The sequence below is a fragment of the Paenibacillus sp. NPDC056933 genome (assembly GCF_042674385.1).
Classification (GTDB): Bacteria; Bacillota; Bacilli; order Paenibacillales; family Paenibacillaceae; genus Paenibacillus.
Window position 1 is genome coordinate 388,107 of the sequence record NZ_JBHUQN010000002.1, and the last position, 20,062, is coordinate 408,168.

A 20,062-nucleotide genomic window follows, 5' to 3' on the forward strand; every position below is an offset into this window, starting at 1 on the left:
GAATGCCCTTTACCATTCCCCAACCTTCTCCATATGCACGGTCTGCCAATCATCTTGCTGCTCGCATATAAACACATACCCCTGACGTTTCCAGAAATCCACAGCTCCAGGCAAAAAGCGATGCGTATGCAAATATAACGTAGTATATTGCATATCTCTTACCACTTTTTCCAGCTCGTTAACGAGAAGAGAACCGATGCCGTATCTGCGATATTCTGAATCCACATAACATTTCACAATTTCCGCAGCAGACTGCGAAGGATATCTTCCTGCGATTGCTTCGATACGCCCATCATATGGCAGGATGCCAATGGAACCCACAATCCGATTGTCTTCCATAACAGCGACAAGAAAGACCGCATCGGCTGAATCCAAGTAATGTTCTCTGAATTGCTCCAAATCAGCAGGTAATCTCTCATGATCTATCATTGGAAACACTTCTCTGCGAACACGCATGGCAAAATCAATTGCAGCATTCATTTGGTGCTCCTGGATAGCGATCACTCTCGGTTCTATATCAAACTTTGCCAAAAAAACCACATTCCTTATCCGTTTTATTCGAGTCGGATTACAACTCCATATCCAAACCCTTTTAGATCGCAAGTCCGCCCTCTACTTTTCATCTTACCGAATTCATCCTTCCCTATCAATCTATCTAAACTACTAACCAAAATAGCAAATAGCCCGCGCGATCTGATAGGGTTCGCATACGATAAGGCGTATTATCATTCCATTCCGAAAGGGGAAGAAACTTATGTGGCTATGGTTAGGAATCTCCGCTGCAACCCTATTGGCACTCGGATTTGTCTGTCGATATATGGAAGATAAACGTGCAGCCAAAAAGTTTCATCCCCATGCGCCCAAGCAGTTGTTAATTAAGTTCAAGGAAGGTACGACAGCCGACGAGATGCACACGTTGCATAAAAAAGCAAAATGCAACGTAGCCGAAACGTATGAAGATCTGGGCTGGTATCGCGTCGAATCAAGAAAGAAAATGCACCGTATGCTAAAGTATTACAAAAATCATGAGCTTATCGACCACGCTGAACCTAACTATTATCTGCAGTCATCGTTTACGCCAAATGACCCCTTTTTCCCTTATCAATATAACCTGCAAAAAATCAATGCTCCTGCTGCCTGGGACATATCCCAGAGTAACAGTTCGGTCAAAATCGCAATCATTGATACAGGCGTACAACTGAATCACCCCGAGCTCGCTGGCAAGATCCTGCCCGGTTATGATTACGTTGATTACGACAATGTCCCCGAAGATGGTAACGGGCACGGCACGCATGTTGCCGGAATCGCCGCTTCCATTACCAACAATGGAGTGGGCATTGCAGGTACTGCCCCGCTTGCTTCCATTGTTCCACTACGTGTACTGGACAACAATGGACAAGGTACAACGGGCAACGTCGGAAATGGACTTGTTTACGCCGCCAACAATGGTATTCAAGTCGTTAACCTGAGTCTCGGCGGGCCTACAGGAGAAGCCTTTCTCCAGGCTGCCGTGCAATATGCATGGGAACGGGGCGCTGTCATCATCGCGGCAGCAGGTAATGATAATACTTCGTATCCGATTGTACCCGCTTCTTATCCCAACGTCATTGCAGTAGCATCAACCAATCCTTCTGATCTCAAATCGAACTTCTCGAACTATGGATCTTGGGTAGATATGGCAGCGCCCGGGGATACTATTTTGTCCACATACCTGGGCGGCTCTTATGCTTATCTCAGTGGAACGTCCATGGCTGCTCCCCATGTGGCCGGAGTGGCTGCACTGCTGGCTGCCCGCGGCAAAACCAATGCCCAGATTCGCGATGCACTTTGCTTCGCATCCGATCCCGTATCCGGTTCTGGTGTCTACTGGCAATATGGGCGACTTAATGCCGATCAGAGTCTGCAAGTGCCTTAACACTCATAATGCCACGAATCATCGCCACTTCCATTTCTCACGAATAAAGAAATCAAAAAAACCATGGGGCTTCTATAAAAGCTCCATGGTTTAAATAACTTTATTTGGTTCTACACTTTTGCTGCCCATATTTCGATTTCAATTTTAATTTCGGGTAAGCCTAACTCCGTAATATACCCAATTGTCATCGCAGGATAATCATGACTGAATAATTGTCCCCACTCAGCGTATAAGAAATCCCAATCGATTTTCTCCGTCGCCCATACGTTAACTTTGATAATATGTTCAGCATCTAAACGTTCGGATTCGAGTACTGTTTTAATATTATTGAATGTATTCGTGACTTGCTCATTCAAACTGTCAGGAAAGTGTCCGCTACGATCTGCTCCAATTTGACCCGACGTCACGAACAACTCTGCATTCCTCGGAATTCTTGTAATATGCGTGTACTGTCCTACAGGAGCTGGCATATTAGCTGGATTTTTTCTAGTAATTTTGTCGATTTTCATGTTGATTACCTCGTCATTCTTAAGATTTTTCTGCGATATTCCCTAGTTTTCTTCCTAATTTGGGCACACTTCTCCCATGGAATAGATTCTAGAAAAAGACAGCAGTGGAGTATCCATATCCCGGAGATATAAACGCAAGTGATTTTTTCTTCATGATTGGATGCTCCTCCCTTCTTAAGTGACAAGATTCTCTTGATCTTTTCATTATATATATGAAACAAATCATGTGTCAAATTCATCCTCCATATACAAAGAGCAATCCCGTGTCAACGAGATTGCTCTTTGTATATTCGAAAGGAACTATACCTAGAGTTAAAAATATTGCGCCCCATTATTGGCAATAACCTCTTTGTACCAATGGAAACTTTTCTTTTTCACTCTGCGAAGTGTGCCGCTTCCATCATTGTTTCGGTCTACATAAATGTAGCCATACCGTTTCTTCATCTCCCCGGTACCCGCACTGACCAGATCAATCGGTCCCCAACTGGTGTATCCTAGAATTTCGACACCATCCTGGATTGCTTCGGCCATCTCGGCAAAATGACTATTCAAATATTCGATGCGGTAGTCATCTTCAACAGTGTCATTGTCGAGCAATACATCTGTGGCGCCAAGTCCATTTTCCACAATAAACAGTGGTTTGCCATATCGGTCATGCAGCTGGTTGCATGTAATACGAAGCCCCTTCGGATCAATCGTCCATCCCCACTCCGAAGCCTGCAGATAAGGATTCTTCACGGAACCAAATACATTACCTTCTGTGGAATTCTTCAGGATGTTCGGATCACTGCTTGTACAGCGGCTGGCATAATAGCTGAATCCGATGTAATCGACCGTATTCTGCATGAGAATATCTGCATCTTCCGGCTGCATATCAATCACGATTTCGTGTTCTCTGAAGAAACGCTTTGTATACCCAGGATACGCTCCTTTGGACTGAACATCGATAAAGAAGAACGATTCCCGATCCTGCTCCATGGCTTTCCATACATCGTCTGGATTGGATGTGTAAGGGTAGACCATCCCTGCGGCAAGCATACAACCGATCTGAGCACCGGGGATCATTTCATGACAAGCCTTAACCGCAAGTGCACTTGCCACCAGTTCATGATGCGCTGCCTGATAAAGAACCTGGTCCTTGTTTTCGCCTTCCTGAAGAACAATACCCGCGCCGATATACGGTAGATGCAGCAGCATGTTGATCTCGTTAAACGTCATCCAATACTTCACTTTGTCCTTGTAACGAATGAACAGCGTCTTTGCATAAGTCTCGAAGAATCCAATCATCTTGCGGTTCTTCCATCCGCCATACGTTTCAACCAGATGCACAGGTACATCAAAGTGACAGATGGTTACCACAGGTTCAATGTTGTGTTTTAACAACTCGTCGAAGACATCATCGTAAAATTGCAATCCTGCCTCATTCGGCTCCGCATCATCACCATTTGGGAAGATCCGTGCCCATGCTATAGAAAGCCTGAGGCACTTGAATCCCATTTCCGCGAATAACGCAATGTCTTCTTTATACCGATGGTAAAAGTCAATCGCTTCATGGGAAGGATAGAATTCTCCATCTTGGGGCTCATATGAATCCAGTTTTCCCATGGCAATGGGAAAACGATTAGCCCCCGTAGGAATGAGGTCAACCGTAGTTAACCCTTTGCCCCCTTTAAGATAAGCGCCCTCTAGTTGATTCGCAGCTGTTGCTCCTCCCCAGAGAAAATTCTCCGGGAAGGCTGTTAACTTTTCAAACATTGAGGTATTCCTCCTATTCGTAATGAACGTTATTAACCGAGGATCGTAATCAATTTATCTTTTTCGTTCACCGTGGCAACTTTCGTACCTACAACATCCAAATAGGATGAAGTGTTCGTAATAATAATCGGGGTAACCGTCTCATATCCTGCATCCTTGATTGCTTGCAGATCGAATTCCATGATCAGATCGCCTACATTGACACGGTCGCCATCTTTCACATGAGCGTTGAAATGTTGGCCTTTCAGTTGTACCGTATCCTGTCCAATATGAATCAGCATCTCAACACCATCATCAGTGACAAGTCCAATGGCGTGTTTGGTGCGATATACCGTCTGTACGACACCCGTGATTGGAGATACTACTCTGCCGCTGGTTGGACGAATCGCAATCCCTTTACCCATATGCTCTCCGGCAAATGTAACGTCGTTGATTTCTTTCAGTTCAACCACTTCACCAGCCATAGGGCTGAAAATTTCATATCTGTTGTTGGGGTTCGGATCAAGTACAGGTGTTGGAGCTGGAACTGCATCTGCTTTGTCTTTGAAACCAACAACATACGTAAGAACAAAACCAAGGATGAACGCAACCGCTGTAGCTACAAGAGCCATGTAAAACCCGGAATCAACACCTGTTTTTGAGTTTATGAAGGTCGGATAGCCGAATACGCCAAGTCCGCCAAACATGTACATTTTCGATCCGAATAACCCTAGAATTCCGCCTCCAATACCACCTGCGATACAGCTCATGATAAATGGTTTTTTCAGTGGAAGTGTCACACCATAGATGGCTGGCTCAGTTACACCAAAAATCCCCGAGATGAAGGCTGGAATACTTAATGATTTCAATTTGGCATTCTTGGTTTTTAACATAACGGCGAGTACTGCACCAATTTGGGCAAAGGAAGCGGCGAAAGACATCGCAACCACTGGGTCAGAACCGGATGTACTCAGGTTAAGAAGCATGACTGGTACGAGTCCCCAGTGAAGACCAAACAATACAAACACTTGCCACAAACCGCCAATGACCAAACCTGTAACGAGTGGGCTTAATTCATAGATGCCTGTTGCTCCTGCACCAATCAATTGACCTGCCCATGTGGAGATTGGACCAATCACAAGGAACGTTGCAGGAACAATAACCAGCAGTGTGAAGAATGGAACCAAGAACGTACTAACCACTTTAGGAATAACATTTTTGAAGAATTTCTCTATTTTCACTGCAAAGAATGTAGCGATAATGATCGGAATAACCGATGATGAATAATTCATCAGAATTACAGGAATACCCAAGAACGTAATGTGAATTGGTGATTCAAATAATGTACCTGCGAACAACGTATACAGTGGATCACCCGCAGTCAAACCGGACAGCGTAGGATATACGAGTGTAGCTCCAATCGCCATACCGAGGAACGGTGAACCGCCAAATTTTTTGATCGCCGTATAACCAAGGAATACCGGGAAGAAGTAGAACAGACAGTCACCTGTTGCATTTAACAAATGGTACGTTCCTGATGTATCGGCTATCCAACCAAAGGATAAAAACATTGCTGTAAAACCTTTAATCATCCCTGTTGCTGCGAGCAGACCGAGCAGCGGTGTGAAGACACCAGAGATCATGTCGATAAACCGACTGAACAAACTTCCCTTGTTACCTGAATCTTCCTGTTCTTCTGCAACCTGTCCTTCAGCAGGCAGATTTCCTACTTTTACAACGGCTTTATATACATCCGGCACTTCATTACCGATAACAACCTGATATTGTCCACCACTTTGCATGACGGTTATTACACCTGGCAGATTTTTAAGCTCTTCCGTTTTAGCAACGCTTTCATCTTTAAGTTTGAAACGCAATCTGGTTACGCAATGGAATACGCTGTTCACGTTTCCAGATCCACCTACACCAGACAGGATGTCTTTGGCCAGTTGATCGTAGTTCATAGTAATTCTCCCTCTCTAAGTGGACTCCCCATGCTTGTGAAACAAAGAAAACCTGAACTACTGAACATACACAACGTGCCGGATCGTCCGGAAACAAGTCATGTTATTCAGCAATTCAGGTTTTGCCCTTAACGGTTGCAACCCTGTAAGGCTGTACACAGCGATATTCGGTTGTTATACCTAACAACAACTTCATCTTAAAGTAAGTTGCAACCAATCTTTAATGACCTAGAGTGGTCGGCATTGCCTGATTGAACAGTTACAAGCCGATTGGTGAATGCGCTTACTTTATGAATTCATCATAGTATACCTTTTGATCTTTTGCAAGCGCTTTTTTTTAGAAGCCCTTTTTGTCTTGTTTTCACTCTGAAGTGGCATGCACCACTCGCTCAATATGGATGGTTAAATACATCAATTCTTCGTTAGTCAGTTGATACGTGTAGTTATTTTCAATGAATTTTCTAATTTTCTCAGAGCACTTGTGTGCCTCAGGATACTTCTTCTGAATCATATCAAATAACTCTTCATCGTTATTGCTCTTGTAATGCTTGCCTTTGACCAGACGTTGGGCGAAAAATTTGAGATGGGTCACAAATCGATAATAGTTCAGTGCATTTTCGTCAAAGTCCATTTTGAAATGATATTTAATAATCGTCAAAATCTCCTGCATCACTTGAGTCATGCTTCGTATGTTAGGCATCTCTTCGTTTAGTGCCGCATTTACAAAATGAAGAGCCATGAACCCTGCCTCATCTTCCGGCAAGATCACACCAAACTGATCGCAAATCATATTCAACGCTTCGAGCCCCACTTCATATTCATCCTTGTACAGCTGTTTGGTCTCCCACAGCAATCCATTGCGGATCGGGAGATTGTTACGGTAACGCTCGATGGCAAAATGAATATGATCCGTAAGGTGAAGATAAATGCTCTCGTTAAGCTTTTTCCCAAGCTTCAGCTTGGCATAAGCAATAATTTCCTCAGATACTTTCATGTACTCCAGTGGTATGCTCGCGATTAATGCCTTGAAATTTTCCTGAATATCTTCATTCTGTAAAGTAAAGATCTTATCAATAAGCTGCTCCGACACCTCATCGCCAGCTCGCTTCTGAAATGCAATCCCCCGGCCAATAATGATGACTTCCCGTTCATCCTTGATCGCAACTACAGCATTATTGTTTAACACCTTCTCGATTTTCACTTTATCCACTCCAATATACAGAAAAAGGCAAACCAACCCTTCCACGAGGTCACTGGCCTTGCCCATTTCACTTCAATGTTAACTATATGTGCGTTCATGGTATTACATTTTTCTACAATGTGCAACAAAAAAATCGGTGATGCTAAGGCTTACAAACCAATTTCTGACTCTATATCAATCCGTTTATCTGCTTTGTGTTTTTTCATTTAATTCGTATCCGTCTGGATCTATCTGAATCCGATTAAAAACTGCTCCTATAGCATGACGCCATGTGCAAGTAATTATACCGGTCCGAGCAAAGAAGTAGTTACAGAAGGGGCGCAATCCCATCTTCCATCAGAGCGATCCTGCAAACTTCAATCTTGTCAACATAAATCAATTTATTCTCGGTTTACCAGAAATGTTCTAAGCCATGTCAATCCAGAAAAGCTTGCACTTCTTCACTATTAATCCAGGATACAATATATCTTGAATCATGTGAAATTTGGATCACAAGTAAGCAAAAAAGTCCCCCGCCAGAGAGGACCGTATGTGTCTGAATAATGAATCATTTGAATAATTAGATATAAAAGTCATTTGGTTCTTTCTTTTGTGGCTGTTCACCATCATGAACTTTTCTTCTTACTTCCCTTCTCTAGCTCAGCTTCAATTCTTTGATTACAGATTGAATTGTTCTTGGATTAGCCGCGCCACTTCTGTTGCACTCTTATGTGTGTTATTGATCCGAATATAATGCTCGTGCGTAATCTCTCCGGGTTCTGAATTCAATCGATGTTTCTCCATGCTCGAAATCAGATCCTGCTCGGACCATTCGATATTACGCTTCGTTGCTTTGTGCAGCAGCCGATGTGGACTCTTGTTACGCTCCAGTCGTTCCGTTGAATCAGCCTCCAGTTCCACATAGCATACCTGTGCACCTCTGGATTCAAACATCTCGCTGATTTGGCGAATGTATGCCCAATCTTCTTGCATATCGAATGCCCACACAAATGTAAAAATCAAACCGGGAAGCTCGCTCTTGGCCACTTCTTCAAAAATCTCCTGACGGAACAGCTGAACAAGTCTCTTGCCTTGAGGCGTGCCGTAACTGAAGTAAGGGGATATCAATTCGATTGTCATATGGTTGTGAAACAATTTCAGACCGGTGATCTTTTCCAATTCCTGTCCAACGGTCATTTCCCCCACAGCTTGTGGACCAAAAATAATGATGAATTTCATTCTATCACTCCTGCCATCAATGATATATATGTATTCCATTACTTGAATTTTATGGACACTACTCCATAATAACACCTCTTTAGCAAATAAAAAAAAGAGATTTCAAGTCATCCGCTGAAGGTACAGCGCTTTGAAATCTCTTTTTTGGATTCACTTTTTATTCATAGATTCATAGTCTGCTCAACATTAACGTCCGATCAGGACCCATCCCCACTTCATCCGTCGGAGTCCCATGGCAATAGTCCATGAGAGAAATATCGCTACAATATAAGAAAGTATAATGCCAAGGCTGAAATGGGGAGCGAACTCCACCGTGAGTTCTCGTCTCCAGAAAAGCAGCACTAACGGATGAATCAAAAAGATACCGAAAGCCACCGTACCCAAAGAGTTCAGAATGCGAGTTGCCCGATTAGATCCATTCTGTTTCCATGCGCCGATTCGTTCACATACGACCAGCAAGAGCAAACAGGCCGAAAGGGTAAATAAATTACGGAAAAGAAACAGCAACGTATAGGTTAGCACCGGATATGCGGCAAAAGCCGTTTTTACATAAGTATTGCCATAAATAAAGACAGCTCCTCCGCTCAACAATGCAGCAATCAGCGCATAACGGTAAGAGAACAGTTTCTTCAATGCCGTATCAAAGTTCAACCCAATCCAGGCACCGAATCCAATAACGATCAGGTAACTGGGCAGCAAGCTCCCCATCCGAGAGAAATGAAACTGCAAATGCAACGCGTAAAAAGCAGCCTGTGCCGCAATAAAGAACAACGGTACATATTTATTAAATAAACGATAGCGCGTAAGCGATAGAAGCATTGGAAAGACCACATAAAATTGCAAAATAATTAGAAAAAAATATAAGTGCGTGTGCGCTGTACCGGTTAACAATTGCTCTGAAAACTGCCCCACATGTACAACGGGGTTTTTACCTGCAAGCAACTGTTTGATGGTGAAATAAATGATGGACCAGGCCAGGTAAGGCACAAAAATATAAAATAATCGCTTTTTATAAAAAGCGGGCATCCAGCCCTTTTCCTTCATTTTGGAGCTGTAATTGTAGAACAACACCAAGGAAGACAGAAACAGAAATGCCGGGACGGCGAATTGCAGAAAGCTGTTCCAAAAATAATAAAAGTCATGATCCAGCGTATGTTTGGGATAATGTGCAACCGCCGTTGAAGTTGCATGAATGGCGACAACTGCCATGATGGCAAAAGCACGATAGAGATCCAGATACTCAATACGTCGGGGCCGATTAACCGGTTGATTCATAATAAAACCTCACTTATGCCTGATAGGATGATAGTTTCCGGCCGCAATCCAGATTCCAACCTTTATTTTAATCAGCACGCGAGGCTATTACAATCATAATCTATATTATTTTTGTGAAAATCCACCAATATTCATCATTATTCGACACGATTGATCCAGAACCGTTCGACTACGTTACCATCTGCTTCTATATAATCTTCATCCTGGATACCTCCATTACGAAGAATAACTCTTTTGGAGGCCTCATTATGTGCATCACAAACGACCAATACTTTCGTGATTCCGAGTTCTTTCGTAATTTCCAAAGAAAGCTTGAGGATCTCGGAACCATATCCATTCTGTCGCTCCCCTGGACGAATTCCGTAACCGATATGCCCTCCGCTATGGAATAGTTTCTCATTCAACTCATGCCGTACATTTACGGCTCCAACCACTCGATCACTCTCTGTCACGAGCCAGTATGTACTGTCCTGAACCCAGCCTTTCGGGATATCCATGCCTTGTTCACTACGCTGGAGAGATGCTACCATCTCCTCGAAGGGGTAAGGTTCTTTGGCAATCACCCAGGGTACCATCGATTCTCCACTTGCGAGCCAGTCTTGATAAAATGCCAAATACGTTTCCTTATATTCCGCTGAAGGTCTGACCAGTCTGACTTTTTCTTTTCCCATCTGAAGTGCATCCCCCTGACTAATATGGATACTGCGATGCTAGTTTACCCTAGTAGACTAACATAAAAAAGGTGATAACCCATCTCTTTTTATGCTTCACTTGAAATACAGCTCTGGAATCATGATCACTTTCAATCAGATCGAGAATCGGTCTATTGTCTCTAAAGAGGCTAATATAGCCTTCTCTGGGGTGCCTAATATTGAATCCAAAATGATTCACAAACCAAGCTGCTGACTTCTCTACATTTGTCACAGGAATGACATTGTAGGCAATACCCAGTATTTTTCCCGTCGTCAATTTTATCTTTCTCCCTTCATTACATTAATAACTTATGATCCTTATATCGAAGTGAAGAACATATCTTTTCCAAGTCATAAAAAGAGAACCCGCGTGTGCAGATCCTCTACTTGGGCTCAGCTTTCGCTAATATATTAGTTCACGATCCCGTTTACAGATTCCTCTAATCCATCCAGTTATACTGACTCCACTTGTTGTGCATGCACTTCCTGATCCGCTTCAAGTACCTTGTAAATGAATTGATAGCTCCCTGATCCCAGAACAATTCGTACATCCGATCCCTGAGTTTGAACGTCATGAATATCCGATACTTGGTCCAACGGTTTTCCGTTCTCCAGAACCGTCTGTACCTCTGCTCCAGGAAGAAGGATTGTACCTGTTGTATTGGCAGGAATGGTCACACGAACCTCCATCTTGTTGTTCTCACGGCGATACCAGCTTGATGCAACAGGCCCATACATCGTTTCGAGATTCGCTTCCACCCACTCCAGTCCAGGTCCTGGTTTGGGTTCAATGTGCACGATCCGGAAGCCAGGCTGATGTTCATCCGTATTAATCCCCGCAACATAGCGATATAACCACTCGCCAATGGCTCCGTACGCATAATGGTTGAATGAATTCATGTCAGCACTCCACAGACTGCCGTCCTCCCTGATTCCGTCCCAATGCTCCCAAACTGTAGTCGCACCTTGTGTCACTTGATATAACCAGGATGGATAGTCCTCCTGAAAGAGTAGCGTATAGGCCAGATTGTGATGTCCCGTATCACTCAGTACCGGATTCAGGTAAGGTGTTCCCACAAATCCTGTGGTCAGATGGTTCCCTGCGTCCGCAACCAATTTCCCCAATTGATCAATGGTACGTTTTCTTGCCTTGGAGTCCAGAAGGTCAAATTGCAGAGCGAGTACATGCGCTGTCTGTGTGGGAACTGCGATTTTCCCCGACGGTGTTACAAATTCATCTTGAAACGCAGCAACGATGTTGTCATGCAATTTATCATAATATGCTGCATCGTCCGCATGCCCCAACACCTCAGCCGCTTTGCGTGTTAATGAAACGGAATATGCATAAAATGCCGTAGCGACATAATCCTTATCCGTAGCACCGATGTAGCTATCCGGCTTGGAGTCCAGACCCAACCAATCTCCGAAATGGAAGCCTGTATTCCACAGGTATGGATTATCCCCTTGAGCATGAATGTAACTGACCCAGCGTTTCATGCTGTCATACTGCTCAGCCAACAACCTGGTATCCCCGTACATCTCATAAATCGTCCAAGGACAGATGACCGCGGCATCACCCCAGGCGGCAGAAGAGTGATTGGTATCTCCCCATCCCTCTGACGTCGAGCTCCTCAGATCAGGAACAAAAAAAGGAATTCCTCCATCTTCCCCCTGGTCGGCTTCCAGGTCCCGCAGCCATTTGGTAAAGAACGGTGCCGTGTTCATCAGATAGGAGGCTGTGCGTACAAACATCTGTGCGTCGCCTGTCCAGCCAAGGCGTTCATCCCGCTGCGGACAGTCGGTCGGGACGTCAAGAAAGTTTCCTTTTTGCCCCCACAATATATTGTGATGAAGCTGATTGACAAGCGGGCTGGAACATGCGAAATTTCCTGTCCGTTCCATATCGGAATGCAGCACCACTCCGGTAAAATCATTTAAATGGACATCATCCGGGAAGCCAATTAGCTTTACATACCGGAACCCCTGAAACGTAAAATGCGGCTCATAGGTTTCGAGTTCACCGCCTTTTAACGTGTAGCGAATACATTGTGTTGCACCACGCAGATTTTCAATATAGAAGTTGCCCTCATGATCCAAAATCTCGGCATGCCGTAACTCAACCGTATGACCCGCTTCACCCTGAATGCTGAATCTAACCCAACCGACCATATTCTGTCCCATGTCGAGCACGCGATCACCTTGCGGGGTTGTTAGTAAAGCAATGGGTTGCAGATGCTCTATTTGGGTAACTGGCACATTCTCCTGAGCAACAATAATGTCTTTGGTGTAATCCAGCACATCCACCGGCGACCAATTCTCTGTAGGTGCATCTGTCCAGTTCGACTCCATTCTGGCATCGTACGTCTCTCCCATATAGATATCAGACATGCGTATAGCACTTGTGGCTACCTTCCAGTCCGGATTTGAGAGAATATGTTCTTCCGAACCGTCCGCATAACGAATATGAAGCTCCAGCAGCAAAGCAGCATCCGTTCCAAAGATTTTCTGCTCCTTGTTCCACCCTAAATGTCCTCTGTACCATCCATCCCCGAGATAAGCACCGAGGATGTTCTCACCATTCTGAAGCAGATCCGTGACATCATAGACCTGATATTGCAACCGCTTACCATAACTGGTCCAGCCTGGGGTGAAATAGTCTTGGCCTACTCTTCGATTATTTAAATGCAGCTCATATAACCCAAGTGCCGTCACATATATTCTGGCAGAGGTTACCGACTTTTGCAGGTTAAACAACCTGTGAAAGCGAGGGCAGGAACCATCGGTCTCCCCATCAAATGGAGCCTTAATCCAATCTGCCTTCCAGGCATTCCTGCTCCCCATAAGCCCCATCTCAAAGAATGCTGTGTCAGACCAGCTCGATTCATCACCCGCAACCTCCCATGCACGAATTCGATAGTAATAGCGGGTTCGTGCGTTGGGCAGCCAATGGTCCAGTTCAACATGAATGGACTGATCGGTGTTCTTTTTGCCGGAATCCCATTCTATCTGCTCAAAACTCTCGGTCAAAGATAATTGAATCTGGTATGCCGATTGTACACAGTTCCGCCGATCAGACTGCAGCTTCCAGCTTAATCTGCGGGACTTCATGTCCAGTCCAATCGGATTTATTTTATACTCACAACGCAGATGGCTAACGGTCAACATCAGATAAACATCCCTTTCCATCGTGGTTTCCAAAACAGGCTTACGATATAATTATATTGATTCTGGCATCGGAAATACCCGGTAATGAAGACTGTTTAACCCGGTTATTCGGTCATGTAAGCGAGGAGGCTAACCTGTGAATCCATCCATCCAACTTTTCAAGAGTGAATCCTTTTTACAAAATAACCTGAAGCTCTTCGTAAACCGTTGCTCCGAAAATTTCGATCTGCCTTTTCATGCTCACGATTTCGTTGAATATAGCTATATTGCAGAGGGAAAGGGGTTTCACCATATTGGTGAAGATATTATCCCCGTTCATAAAGGTATGCTTTTTGTGATTCCCGTCGGCGTGCCTCACGTCTTTCGTCCAGCGACTTCGAGCGCCTCTGAACATCCGTTGATTCTATATAATTGTCTTTTTAATTCAGAGCTGATTCTTACACTGTCAGTCATCATACAGGAACAAGAGATTGGAGATCACCTGAATGACTTGGCTAACAATCAGATTCCTTACGTATCCATTACTGATGCCGGTCAACGAATGGAGGAGCTTATGGTGAAGCTATACCGCGAATCTTCCGTTCCCAGCATCATCGGATCTTCCACCATGTTATACACACTCGTCAGCCAACTGGTAGTGACAACCTACCGCCAGCTGTATCATGAACTCCATGATGAACAGGGGCGGCCAACCGATTTTGAGCATATCCTCCATTATCTGGACCAACACATCAGTGAACGAATTCGCCTGAATGATCTGGTCCGGTTCTCCGGATGGAGTGAAAAGCATATTGGAAGGATGTTTCTTCGCTATACCGGGCAGACGTTTGGTTCGTATCTTCAGCATCTGCGCATACAAAAAGGCTGTGAGCTCTTAAAGAGTTCACAGCAGAAAGTCAGCCTCATTGCGGAACATGTTGGTTACCGGGATGTCGATTCGTTTCACGCCGCATTCAAAAGAATTACGGGTGAGACCCCACTGGTTTACCGCAAAAAATCCAGAGCATGATGCTCTCGGCCGGACAGCATGGATCGTTTCTTATACATTTACCGTTTGCAAAAGGTCATCTATGTATTCCTTGGCACCTTTCCAGGATGACATTAAGGGAAACTGGTACTTCTCCCGTTCATTCAGATTCCATGGATGGGGGATACAGATCACTTTTTTGCCATCGTTCAGCGCCGGGATGAGATTATGTGCTCCATCATCAATTAACAGATCGAAGCCGAGCAGATTTTTTCTTTTGCACGTAATAAACTGTTCCGCAGAAATAAAAGGCATATGCCGCTGAAGCCAGTTCCATTTCTCCACAACCGTTCTCGGTTCCGCTGCCGTCACAACAATGACATCATAGGCCTCATTCAGCTTCTTCATCTCTTCTACAACATACTCGTCGTACAGTTCCAACTCCTCGAACAGACCCGGCCGACCATAAAATACATTATGGGTGCTGTCCGGATGACGCAAGTGGGATGTATCCCAGTGGATCATATCCTCATAACGTAGCGGATGGGTTGGGAAGTTGATGTTGTTATGATAAATCGCTCGCTGGACCAGATGACATATCGTGTCATCCATATCTACAGCAATAATAGGTTTTCTCATGATTATCCCTCCCCAATACGAACACAGTATATCACCCTGGATGTCATGAAGCTATCCTTTTTACGTTTTACTCAGGTTATGAGGGTAAATAATAAAAAAAGGCGCCCCTGCGCCACAGCAAATCGCTGCACCCGGGGCTGCCTCATGAATTAATTCAGATCTTCGCCGTTCGTGGCAATGACCTTTTGATACCAGCCAAAGCTCTTTTTCTTGAAGCGATCCAACGTGCCTTGTCCATTGTCGTCCTGATCCACGTAGATCACGCCATAACGCTTGGACATTTCCGAAGTGGACGCACTGATGATATCAATGGCACCCCAGTTGGTATAACCCATGAGGTCTACCCCATCCATGACCGCTTCTTTCATTTGTACGATATGTTTTCTCAAATAATCAATCCGATAATCATCGTTAATGGAACCATCTGCCTCTACCGTATCTTTGGCACCGAGTCCGTTCTCCACGACAAACAAAGGCAGTTGGTAACGATCATACAGCTCTTTCAATGCCACACGAAGTCCAATCGGATCAAGCTGCCAGCCCCATTCAGTACGCTCGAGGTTCGGATTCTTAATCGTGCTGTACAGATTGCCTCCCGTGACACCGTATTCTTCCGGATTTACCGCGGAGACCAGTGATGTATAATAGCTGAATGAGATGAAATCAACGGTATGCTCACGCAGGATCTGCTCGTCACCCGGTTCCATGGCAATCGTAATTCCGTTCTCTGCCCAGTAGCGAGCCATAAACGTTGGATAACTGCCTCTCACCTGTACATCGGTATGCAGCAGGTTCAGCTGATTGTCGATCTGAGCTTGCAATACATCCTCCGGCTTCGACGTTGCAGGGTAATGAATCATACGAGCGAGCATACATCCAATCTGGAAATCCGGGTTAATCTGACGTGCTTTTTCTGTAACCAGACTGCTGGCAACGAATTGGTGATGAAGTGCTTGATATGAAGCCTGCATCACGTTATCGACACGATCTTCGATAATGCCCCCACCCGTGAATGGCTCAATAATGGTCGTGTTGATCTCATTAAACGTCAGCCAGTATTTCACCTTGTCTTTGTACCGGCTCATTACGGTTTCGGCGTATCTCACAAAGTGTCCAATGACTTCCCGGCCTGCCCAGCCGTTGTACTTCAGTACCAGCGACATCGGCATTTCATAGTGGGAAAGCGTCACGAGAGGTTCGATGTTATACTTGAGCAATTCGTCGAACACTTCATCATAGAAGCGCAGTCCTTCTTCATTCGGTTCTGCATCGTACCCGTTCGGGAAAATACGCGGCCAGTTGATGGAAAGGCGGAATGTTTTGAAGCCCAGCTCGGCGAACAGCGCAATGTCCTCTTTGAAGCGGTGATAAAAATCAATACCGTAACGCTTCGGGTATCCCTCTGCACTGTGGTGAGCCATCGCTTTCTCAACCGTTGCACTGGTCACGTGCATCAGCTCTCTAAGGTTGGTGTAATCCTTCTTCTCAAAATAAGGAACCATATCCGCCGTGGACCATCCTTTGCCCCCTGCATCAAATCCACCTTCAGCCTGGTTGGCGGCAATAGCGCCGCCCCAGAGAAAACCTTCTGGAAACCCTTGTCGATTGATCATGCGTATCTCTCCTCTTCTTATGGATGCCGTCGTCTTTAGTTCGTCTTTAGTCTTTAAATTTCGGCTTTCAACACTTCTTCACCCATCGTAATTTCGCCCAATTTCACAGGCAGAACTTGCTTGTAATCAGCTGTATTCGTAACGACCATCGCCGTTGTAATGTCATATTCCTTGGCGATTTGATCAAGTTCAAACGTGAGTAACTTGTCCCCTTCCTGTACACGTGCTCCCGTAGCGACATGTGCTTCAAAATACTGTCCGCGCAGTTTCACCGTGTTGATCCCCACATGGATCAAAAGCTCCATGCCGTTATCACTGCGGACAACGATCGCATGTTTCGTTTTGAACACATTCATGATGGTGCCTGTAACTGGTGACACCAGTTCGCCCACCGTTGGAACAAATGCGACACCTTTACCCATCAATTCATCGCCAAACGTTGGATCATTAACTTCTTTAAGTGCGATCGCTTTACCCGTCATCGGTGCAACGGCTACCGCATCACTTGTTGGTGTTGGAGCGCCCATCTCCTCCACGTCCACGGTTGCAGCATTGCTGGACCGTGCTGTCGCTGGTGCAGTAGAAGCGCCTGGTGAGAATTGAGCCAACGCCTCTGCATCACCCTCTTCTTCCTTAATCCCGAACACAGTAGACATAATTGCACCCACGACAAAGGCAAGAATCATACCGCCAAAGGAGTACCAGAAGGTTTGTCCGATCAGGGATGGCAGACCCGGAAGACCGCCGTTACCCGCAAGCACATAAGCTTTGGCTCCAAAAGCAAGAGCGAATCCGCCACCCACTGCACTACCAATCATCGCCGCGGCAAACGGTTTTTTATATTTCATGTTCACGCCGTACATTGCCGGTTCAGTAACCCCCATCAAAGCAGTAAAGCTGGTCGACAATGCAACGGTTTTAAGCTTTTTGTCTTTTGCACGGAAGAATACGCCCAACGTTGCTCCGGCCTGCCCCATATTGGAGATGAACGTCAGTGGCAAGAATTTATCGAAGCCCAGTGTAGCGATATTGCTCAGAATGATTGGTACAAGCGCATAGTGCATTCCTGTCATAATAATGAGCGCCATCGCGCCGCCAAGAACAATCCCTGCAATTAATCCGCCTTCATTTAGCAGCCAGTTGATGCCACCTGACAATCCACTACCTACAAATGTACCCAGTGGACCAATCGCAATCAACGTTACCGGAACCATAACTAGTAAAGTGATCAGTGGCACAAGCAGCAACTTCAGTGCTGCCGGAATCACACGGTCAACCCACTTCTCGACATAGGACATTAACCATACGGCAAGCAAAATCGGAATAACCGATGAGGCATAACTGACAGCTGTTACCGGAATGCCAATAAAGGCAACCGACTCACCGCTGGAGAGCAATGCACTCATATCCGGATACATCAGCGCGGTGCCTAGTGCAATCGCAACAAACGGATTACTGCCGAATTTACGAGCAGCGCTAACTGCGATCAGTAATGGCAGGTAATGGAATACGCCATCACCAATGGCTGAGAGAATGCGATACGTATCCGTACCTGCCGACATCCAGCCCACTGATACGAATAATGCAAGCAGTCCCTTGAGCATACCCGCAGCTGTTATTGCTGGCAGCATGGGTGCAAAGACACCCGCAATCGTCTCAAAAATATTAAGAATTACATTTTTATTTTTTTCCGGTTTAGCCTGTTTATTCTCTGAGCTTTGCTGGATTGCCGGATGTTCCTTCACCATAGCATCGAATACTTTGGACACGTCATTTCCGATGATCACCTGAAATTGATCGCCTGAGATATTCGTTCCCATCACTTTATCCAGTTTCTTGAGTGAGCTATTGTCCACTTTATCGTTATTTTTCAGATCAAATCTCAGTCGTGTGACGCAATGATACACCGAGTTGATATTGTTGGTTCCCCCAACGGCTTTGATGATTTCCTGTGCCGTTTCCTGATGTTTCATGATCGTTTCCTCCTCATTTTTCCAATAAAAAATACCCGAACAAATAACCACGTCTTCTACGTGTTATTCATTCGGGTATTGCCTGATCGAACAGTAACAAGCCCATTTGATATTTAGTTAGGTTTTGGTTCATGTGCTGATATTTCATTGGTCACGCTTCGGTTTCATTAACCGCTCCAGATGAAGGGTCAGATACAACTGTTCCGAATGCGTCATATCATACTGATAGTTCTTATGGATAAAAGTCTCAATCTTGCCGATACATTTGAAGGTTTCGGGATAGTTTTTCCGTACGACCTCATATAAATATTCCTCCGCATCGTCATGTGACGCGTGAGTAATTACCCGTTGGCAGAAATACTTCAAATGAGTAATGAAACGGAAATAGTTGACGCTATCTTCATCCAATTCAACATTGAAGTGATATTTGATAATGTTCATGATCTCTTGAAGCAGCTGCATCAAATGGGTGACATCGTTCATGGAATCATTCACTTCCGCATTGATGAAATGCAGCGCTATGTTGCATATTTCATCCTTGGGAAACTCCACATCCAGTCTTTCCTTCAGCAAGGTGAGTGCTTCCCGGGCCACATCAAACTCGGCTTTGTAGAAATGCTGCACTTCCCAGGAGAGTGGGTTGCGTGTAATCATTCCCTTTTCCAGACGCTGGACAGCAAAATGAATGTGATCCGACAGGGAGACATAAATCCCGTCACTGATGGTTTTGTTCAATTGTGTACGTGCCAATGTCACGATATCATCCGTCACCTGCAGGATTTCAACTGGGACTTCCGTTACAATGGACTTGAACCTCTCATAGATCGATGTATCCTGAAGCCGGAAAACTTTCTCAATCCGCTCTTCATCAATCACGTCACCTGCCTTGAACTTAAACCCGATGCCCCGGCCGAGGATCAGCAGTTCCTGATTTTTATCATCCACGGTACTGACAATATTGTTATTAAATATCTGTTTAATAATCATGTTGGACCCACCTGTTTTTTTTGAGGATTAAAAAAAGGGCAAAACCAAAATAGAAATAATAAAATCATTTCCATAGTGGTTTTGCCCGCATTACCGGTAACAAGCCTCGGACCTAATTTATCATAACCTGAAAACGGTGTCAATAGGAAGCTGATGTTTGAGTTTATATGGTTATGAATATTTTACTTTTATGTTACATTGAATGAATAT

The 20,062-nt window shown here is 44.8% G+C and carries 16 protein-coding genes; 2 read left to right on the forward strand and 14 right to left on the reverse strand.

What is annotated here, in order from left to right; all coding sequences use genetic code 11:
• Positions 1–9: 9 nt before the first annotated feature.
• Positions 10–531 (reverse strand): GNAT family N-acetyltransferase, encoded by a 522-nt coding sequence (locus tag ACFTRD_RS16625; protein ID WP_379381957.1) that lies wholly within the window; start codon positions 529–531, stop codon positions 10–12.
• Between the two features lie 223 nt (positions 532–754).
• Here ACFTRD_RS16625 and ACFTRD_RS16630 point away from each other — a divergent pair, with 223 nt between their 5' ends.
• Positions 755–1,915 carry a S8 family peptidase gene (locus ACFTRD_RS16630; RefSeq protein ID WP_379381959.1) on the forward strand — a complete coding sequence of 387 codons (1,161 nt, stop codon included), beginning with the start codon at positions 755–757 and terminating at the stop codon, positions 1,913–1,915.
• Between the two features lie 110 nt (positions 1,916–2,025).
• Here ACFTRD_RS16630 and ACFTRD_RS16635 read toward each other — a convergent pair whose 3' ends face one another.
• The 9 genes from ACFTRD_RS16635 to ACFTRD_RS16675 all read right to left on the reverse strand — a co-directional run bounded on the left by ACFTRD_RS16635 (position 2,026) and on the right by ACFTRD_RS16675 (position 13,673).
• On the reverse strand, positions 2,026–2,424 hold the full coding sequence (locus tag ACFTRD_RS16635) for a RidA family protein (RefSeq protein WP_379381961.1): 399 nt from the start codon (positions 2,422–2,424) through the stop codon (positions 2,026–2,028).
• Positions 2,425–2,736: 312 nt separating this feature from the next.
• Positions 2,737–4,179, reverse strand: coding sequence for a 6-phospho-beta-glucosidase (locus ACFTRD_RS16640; protein ID WP_379381963.1), 1,443 nt, complete (start codon positions 4,177–4,179; stop codon positions 2,737–2,739).
• A 32-nt stretch (positions 4,180–4,211) separates the two neighbouring features.
• On the reverse strand, positions 4,212–6,122 hold the full coding sequence (locus ACFTRD_RS16645; protein ID WP_379381965.1) for a beta-glucoside-specific PTS transporter subunit IIABC: 1,911 nt from the start codon (positions 6,120–6,122) through the stop codon (positions 4,212–4,214).
• A gap of 361 nt (positions 6,123–6,483) precedes the next feature.
• On the reverse strand, positions 6,484–7,323 hold the full coding sequence (gene licT / locus ACFTRD_RS16650) for a BglG family transcription antiterminator LicT (RefSeq protein ID WP_379381967.1): 840 nt from the start codon (positions 7,321–7,323) through the stop codon (positions 6,484–6,486).
• Positions 7,324–7,980: 657 nt separating this feature from the next.
• Positions 7,981–8,541, reverse strand: coding sequence for a DEAD/DEAH box helicase family protein (locus ACFTRD_RS16655; RefSeq protein ID WP_379381969.1), 561 nt, complete (start codon positions 8,539–8,541; stop codon positions 7,981–7,983).
• Positions 8,542–8,727: 186 nt separating this feature from the next.
• On the reverse strand, positions 8,728–9,816 hold the full coding sequence (locus tag ACFTRD_RS16660; RefSeq protein WP_379381971.1) for an acyltransferase: 1,089 nt from the start codon (positions 9,814–9,816) through the stop codon (positions 8,728–8,730).
• Positions 9,817–9,953: 137 nt separating this feature from the next.
• Complete coding sequence (locus ACFTRD_RS16665; RefSeq protein ID WP_379381973.1) at positions 9,954–10,487, reverse strand: GNAT family N-acetyltransferase; 534 nt, start codon at positions 10,485–10,487, stop codon at positions 9,954–9,956.
• Positions 10,488–10,536: 49 nt separating this feature from the next.
• Positions 10,537–10,785, reverse strand: coding sequence for a VOC family protein (locus ACFTRD_RS16670; RefSeq protein WP_379381975.1), 249 nt, complete (start codon positions 10,783–10,785; stop codon positions 10,537–10,539).
• A gap of 176 nt (positions 10,786–10,961) precedes the next feature.
• Positions 10,962–13,673, reverse strand: a complete 2,712-nt coding sequence (locus ACFTRD_RS16675) for a family 78 glycoside hydrolase catalytic domain (RefSeq protein ID WP_379381977.1) — start codon at positions 13,671–13,673, stop codon at positions 10,962–10,964.
• 136 nt (positions 13,674–13,809) lie between these two features.
• On the opposite strand from ACFTRD_RS16675, the gene ACFTRD_RS16680 reads away from it, so the two are divergent.
• Positions 13,810–14,682 carry a helix-turn-helix domain-containing protein gene (locus ACFTRD_RS16680; protein WP_379381979.1) on the forward strand — a complete coding sequence of 291 codons (873 nt, stop codon included), beginning with the start codon at positions 13,810–13,812 and terminating at the stop codon, positions 14,680–14,682.
• Between the two features lie 30 nt (positions 14,683–14,712).
• On the opposite strand, the gene ACFTRD_RS16685 is transcribed toward ACFTRD_RS16680, so the two are convergent.
• The 4 genes from ACFTRD_RS16685 to licT (ACFTRD_RS16700) all read right to left on the reverse strand — a co-directional run bounded on the left by ACFTRD_RS16685 (position 14,713) and on the right by licT (ACFTRD_RS16700) (position 19,852).
• Complete coding sequence (locus ACFTRD_RS16685) at positions 14,713–15,279, reverse strand: 5' nucleotidase, NT5C type (RefSeq protein WP_379381981.1); 567 nt, start codon at positions 15,277–15,279, stop codon at positions 14,713–14,715.
• A 149-nt stretch (positions 15,280–15,428) separates the two neighbouring features.
• Positions 15,429–16,892: a glycoside hydrolase family 1 protein gene (locus ACFTRD_RS16690; RefSeq protein WP_379381983.1), complete on the reverse strand. Its 1,464-nt coding sequence runs from the start codon at positions 16,890–16,892 to the stop codon at positions 15,429–15,431.
• Positions 16,893–16,945: 53 nt separating this feature from the next.
• Positions 16,946–18,865, reverse strand: coding sequence for a beta-glucoside-specific PTS transporter subunit IIABC (locus ACFTRD_RS16695; RefSeq protein WP_379381985.1), 1,920 nt, complete (start codon positions 18,863–18,865; stop codon positions 16,946–16,948).
• A 144-nt stretch (positions 18,866–19,009) separates the two neighbouring features.
• Entirely contained in the window at positions 19,010–19,852 is an 843-nt protein-coding gene (gene licT, locus ACFTRD_RS16700; protein WP_379381987.1) for a BglG family transcription antiterminator LicT, read from the reverse strand.
• Between the last annotated feature and the right edge of the window lie 210 nt (positions 19,853–20,062).

What these genes read in the sequence shown, in the direction of transcription:
- ACFTRD_RS16630 (WP_379381959.1), top strand. Translation starts at nt 755, where the DNA reads ATGTGGCTATGGTTAGGAATCTCCGCTGCAACCCTATTGGCACTCGGA.
- ACFTRD_RS16635 (WP_379381961.1), bottom strand. Translation starts at nt 2,424, where the DNA reads ATGAAAATCGACAAAATTACTAGAAAAAATCCAGCTAATATGCCAGCT.
- ACFTRD_RS16640 (WP_379381963.1), bottom strand. Translation starts at nt 4,179, where the DNA reads ATGTTTGAAAAGTTAACAGCCTTCCCGGAGAATTTTCTCTGGGGAGGA.
- ACFTRD_RS16645 (WP_379381965.1), bottom strand. Translation starts at nt 6,122, where the DNA reads ATGAACTACGATCAACTGGCCAAAGACATCCTGTCTGGTGTAGGTGGA.
- ACFTRD_RS16655 (WP_379381969.1), bottom strand. Translation starts at nt 8,541, where the DNA reads ATGAAATTCATCATTATTTTTGGTCCACAAGCTGTGGGGGAAATGACC.
- ACFTRD_RS16660 (WP_379381971.1), bottom strand. Translation starts at nt 9,816, where the DNA reads ATGAATCAACCGGTTAATCGGCCCCGACGTATTGAGTATCTGGATCTC.
- ACFTRD_RS16665 (WP_379381973.1), bottom strand. Translation starts at nt 10,487, where the DNA reads ATGGGAAAAGAAAAAGTCAGACTGGTCAGACCTTCAGCGGAATATAAG.
- ACFTRD_RS16675 (WP_379381977.1), bottom strand. Translation starts at nt 13,673, where the DNA reads ATGTTGACCGTTAGCCATCTGCGTTGTGAGTATAAAATAAATCCGATT.
- ACFTRD_RS16685 (WP_379381981.1), bottom strand. Translation starts at nt 15,279, where the DNA reads ATGAGAAAACCTATTATTGCTGTAGATATGGATGACACGATATGTCAT.
- ACFTRD_RS16690 (WP_379381983.1), bottom strand. Translation starts at nt 16,892, where the DNA reads ATGATCAATCGACAAGGGTTTCCAGAAGGTTTTCTCTGGGGCGGCGCT.
- ACFTRD_RS16695 (WP_379381985.1), bottom strand. Translation starts at nt 18,865, where the DNA reads ATGAAACATCAGGAAACGGCACAGGAAATCATCAAAGCCGTTGGGGGA.
- licT (WP_379381987.1), bottom strand. Translation starts at nt 19,852, where the DNA reads ATGATTATTAAACAGATATTTAATAACAATATTGTCAGTACCGTGGAT.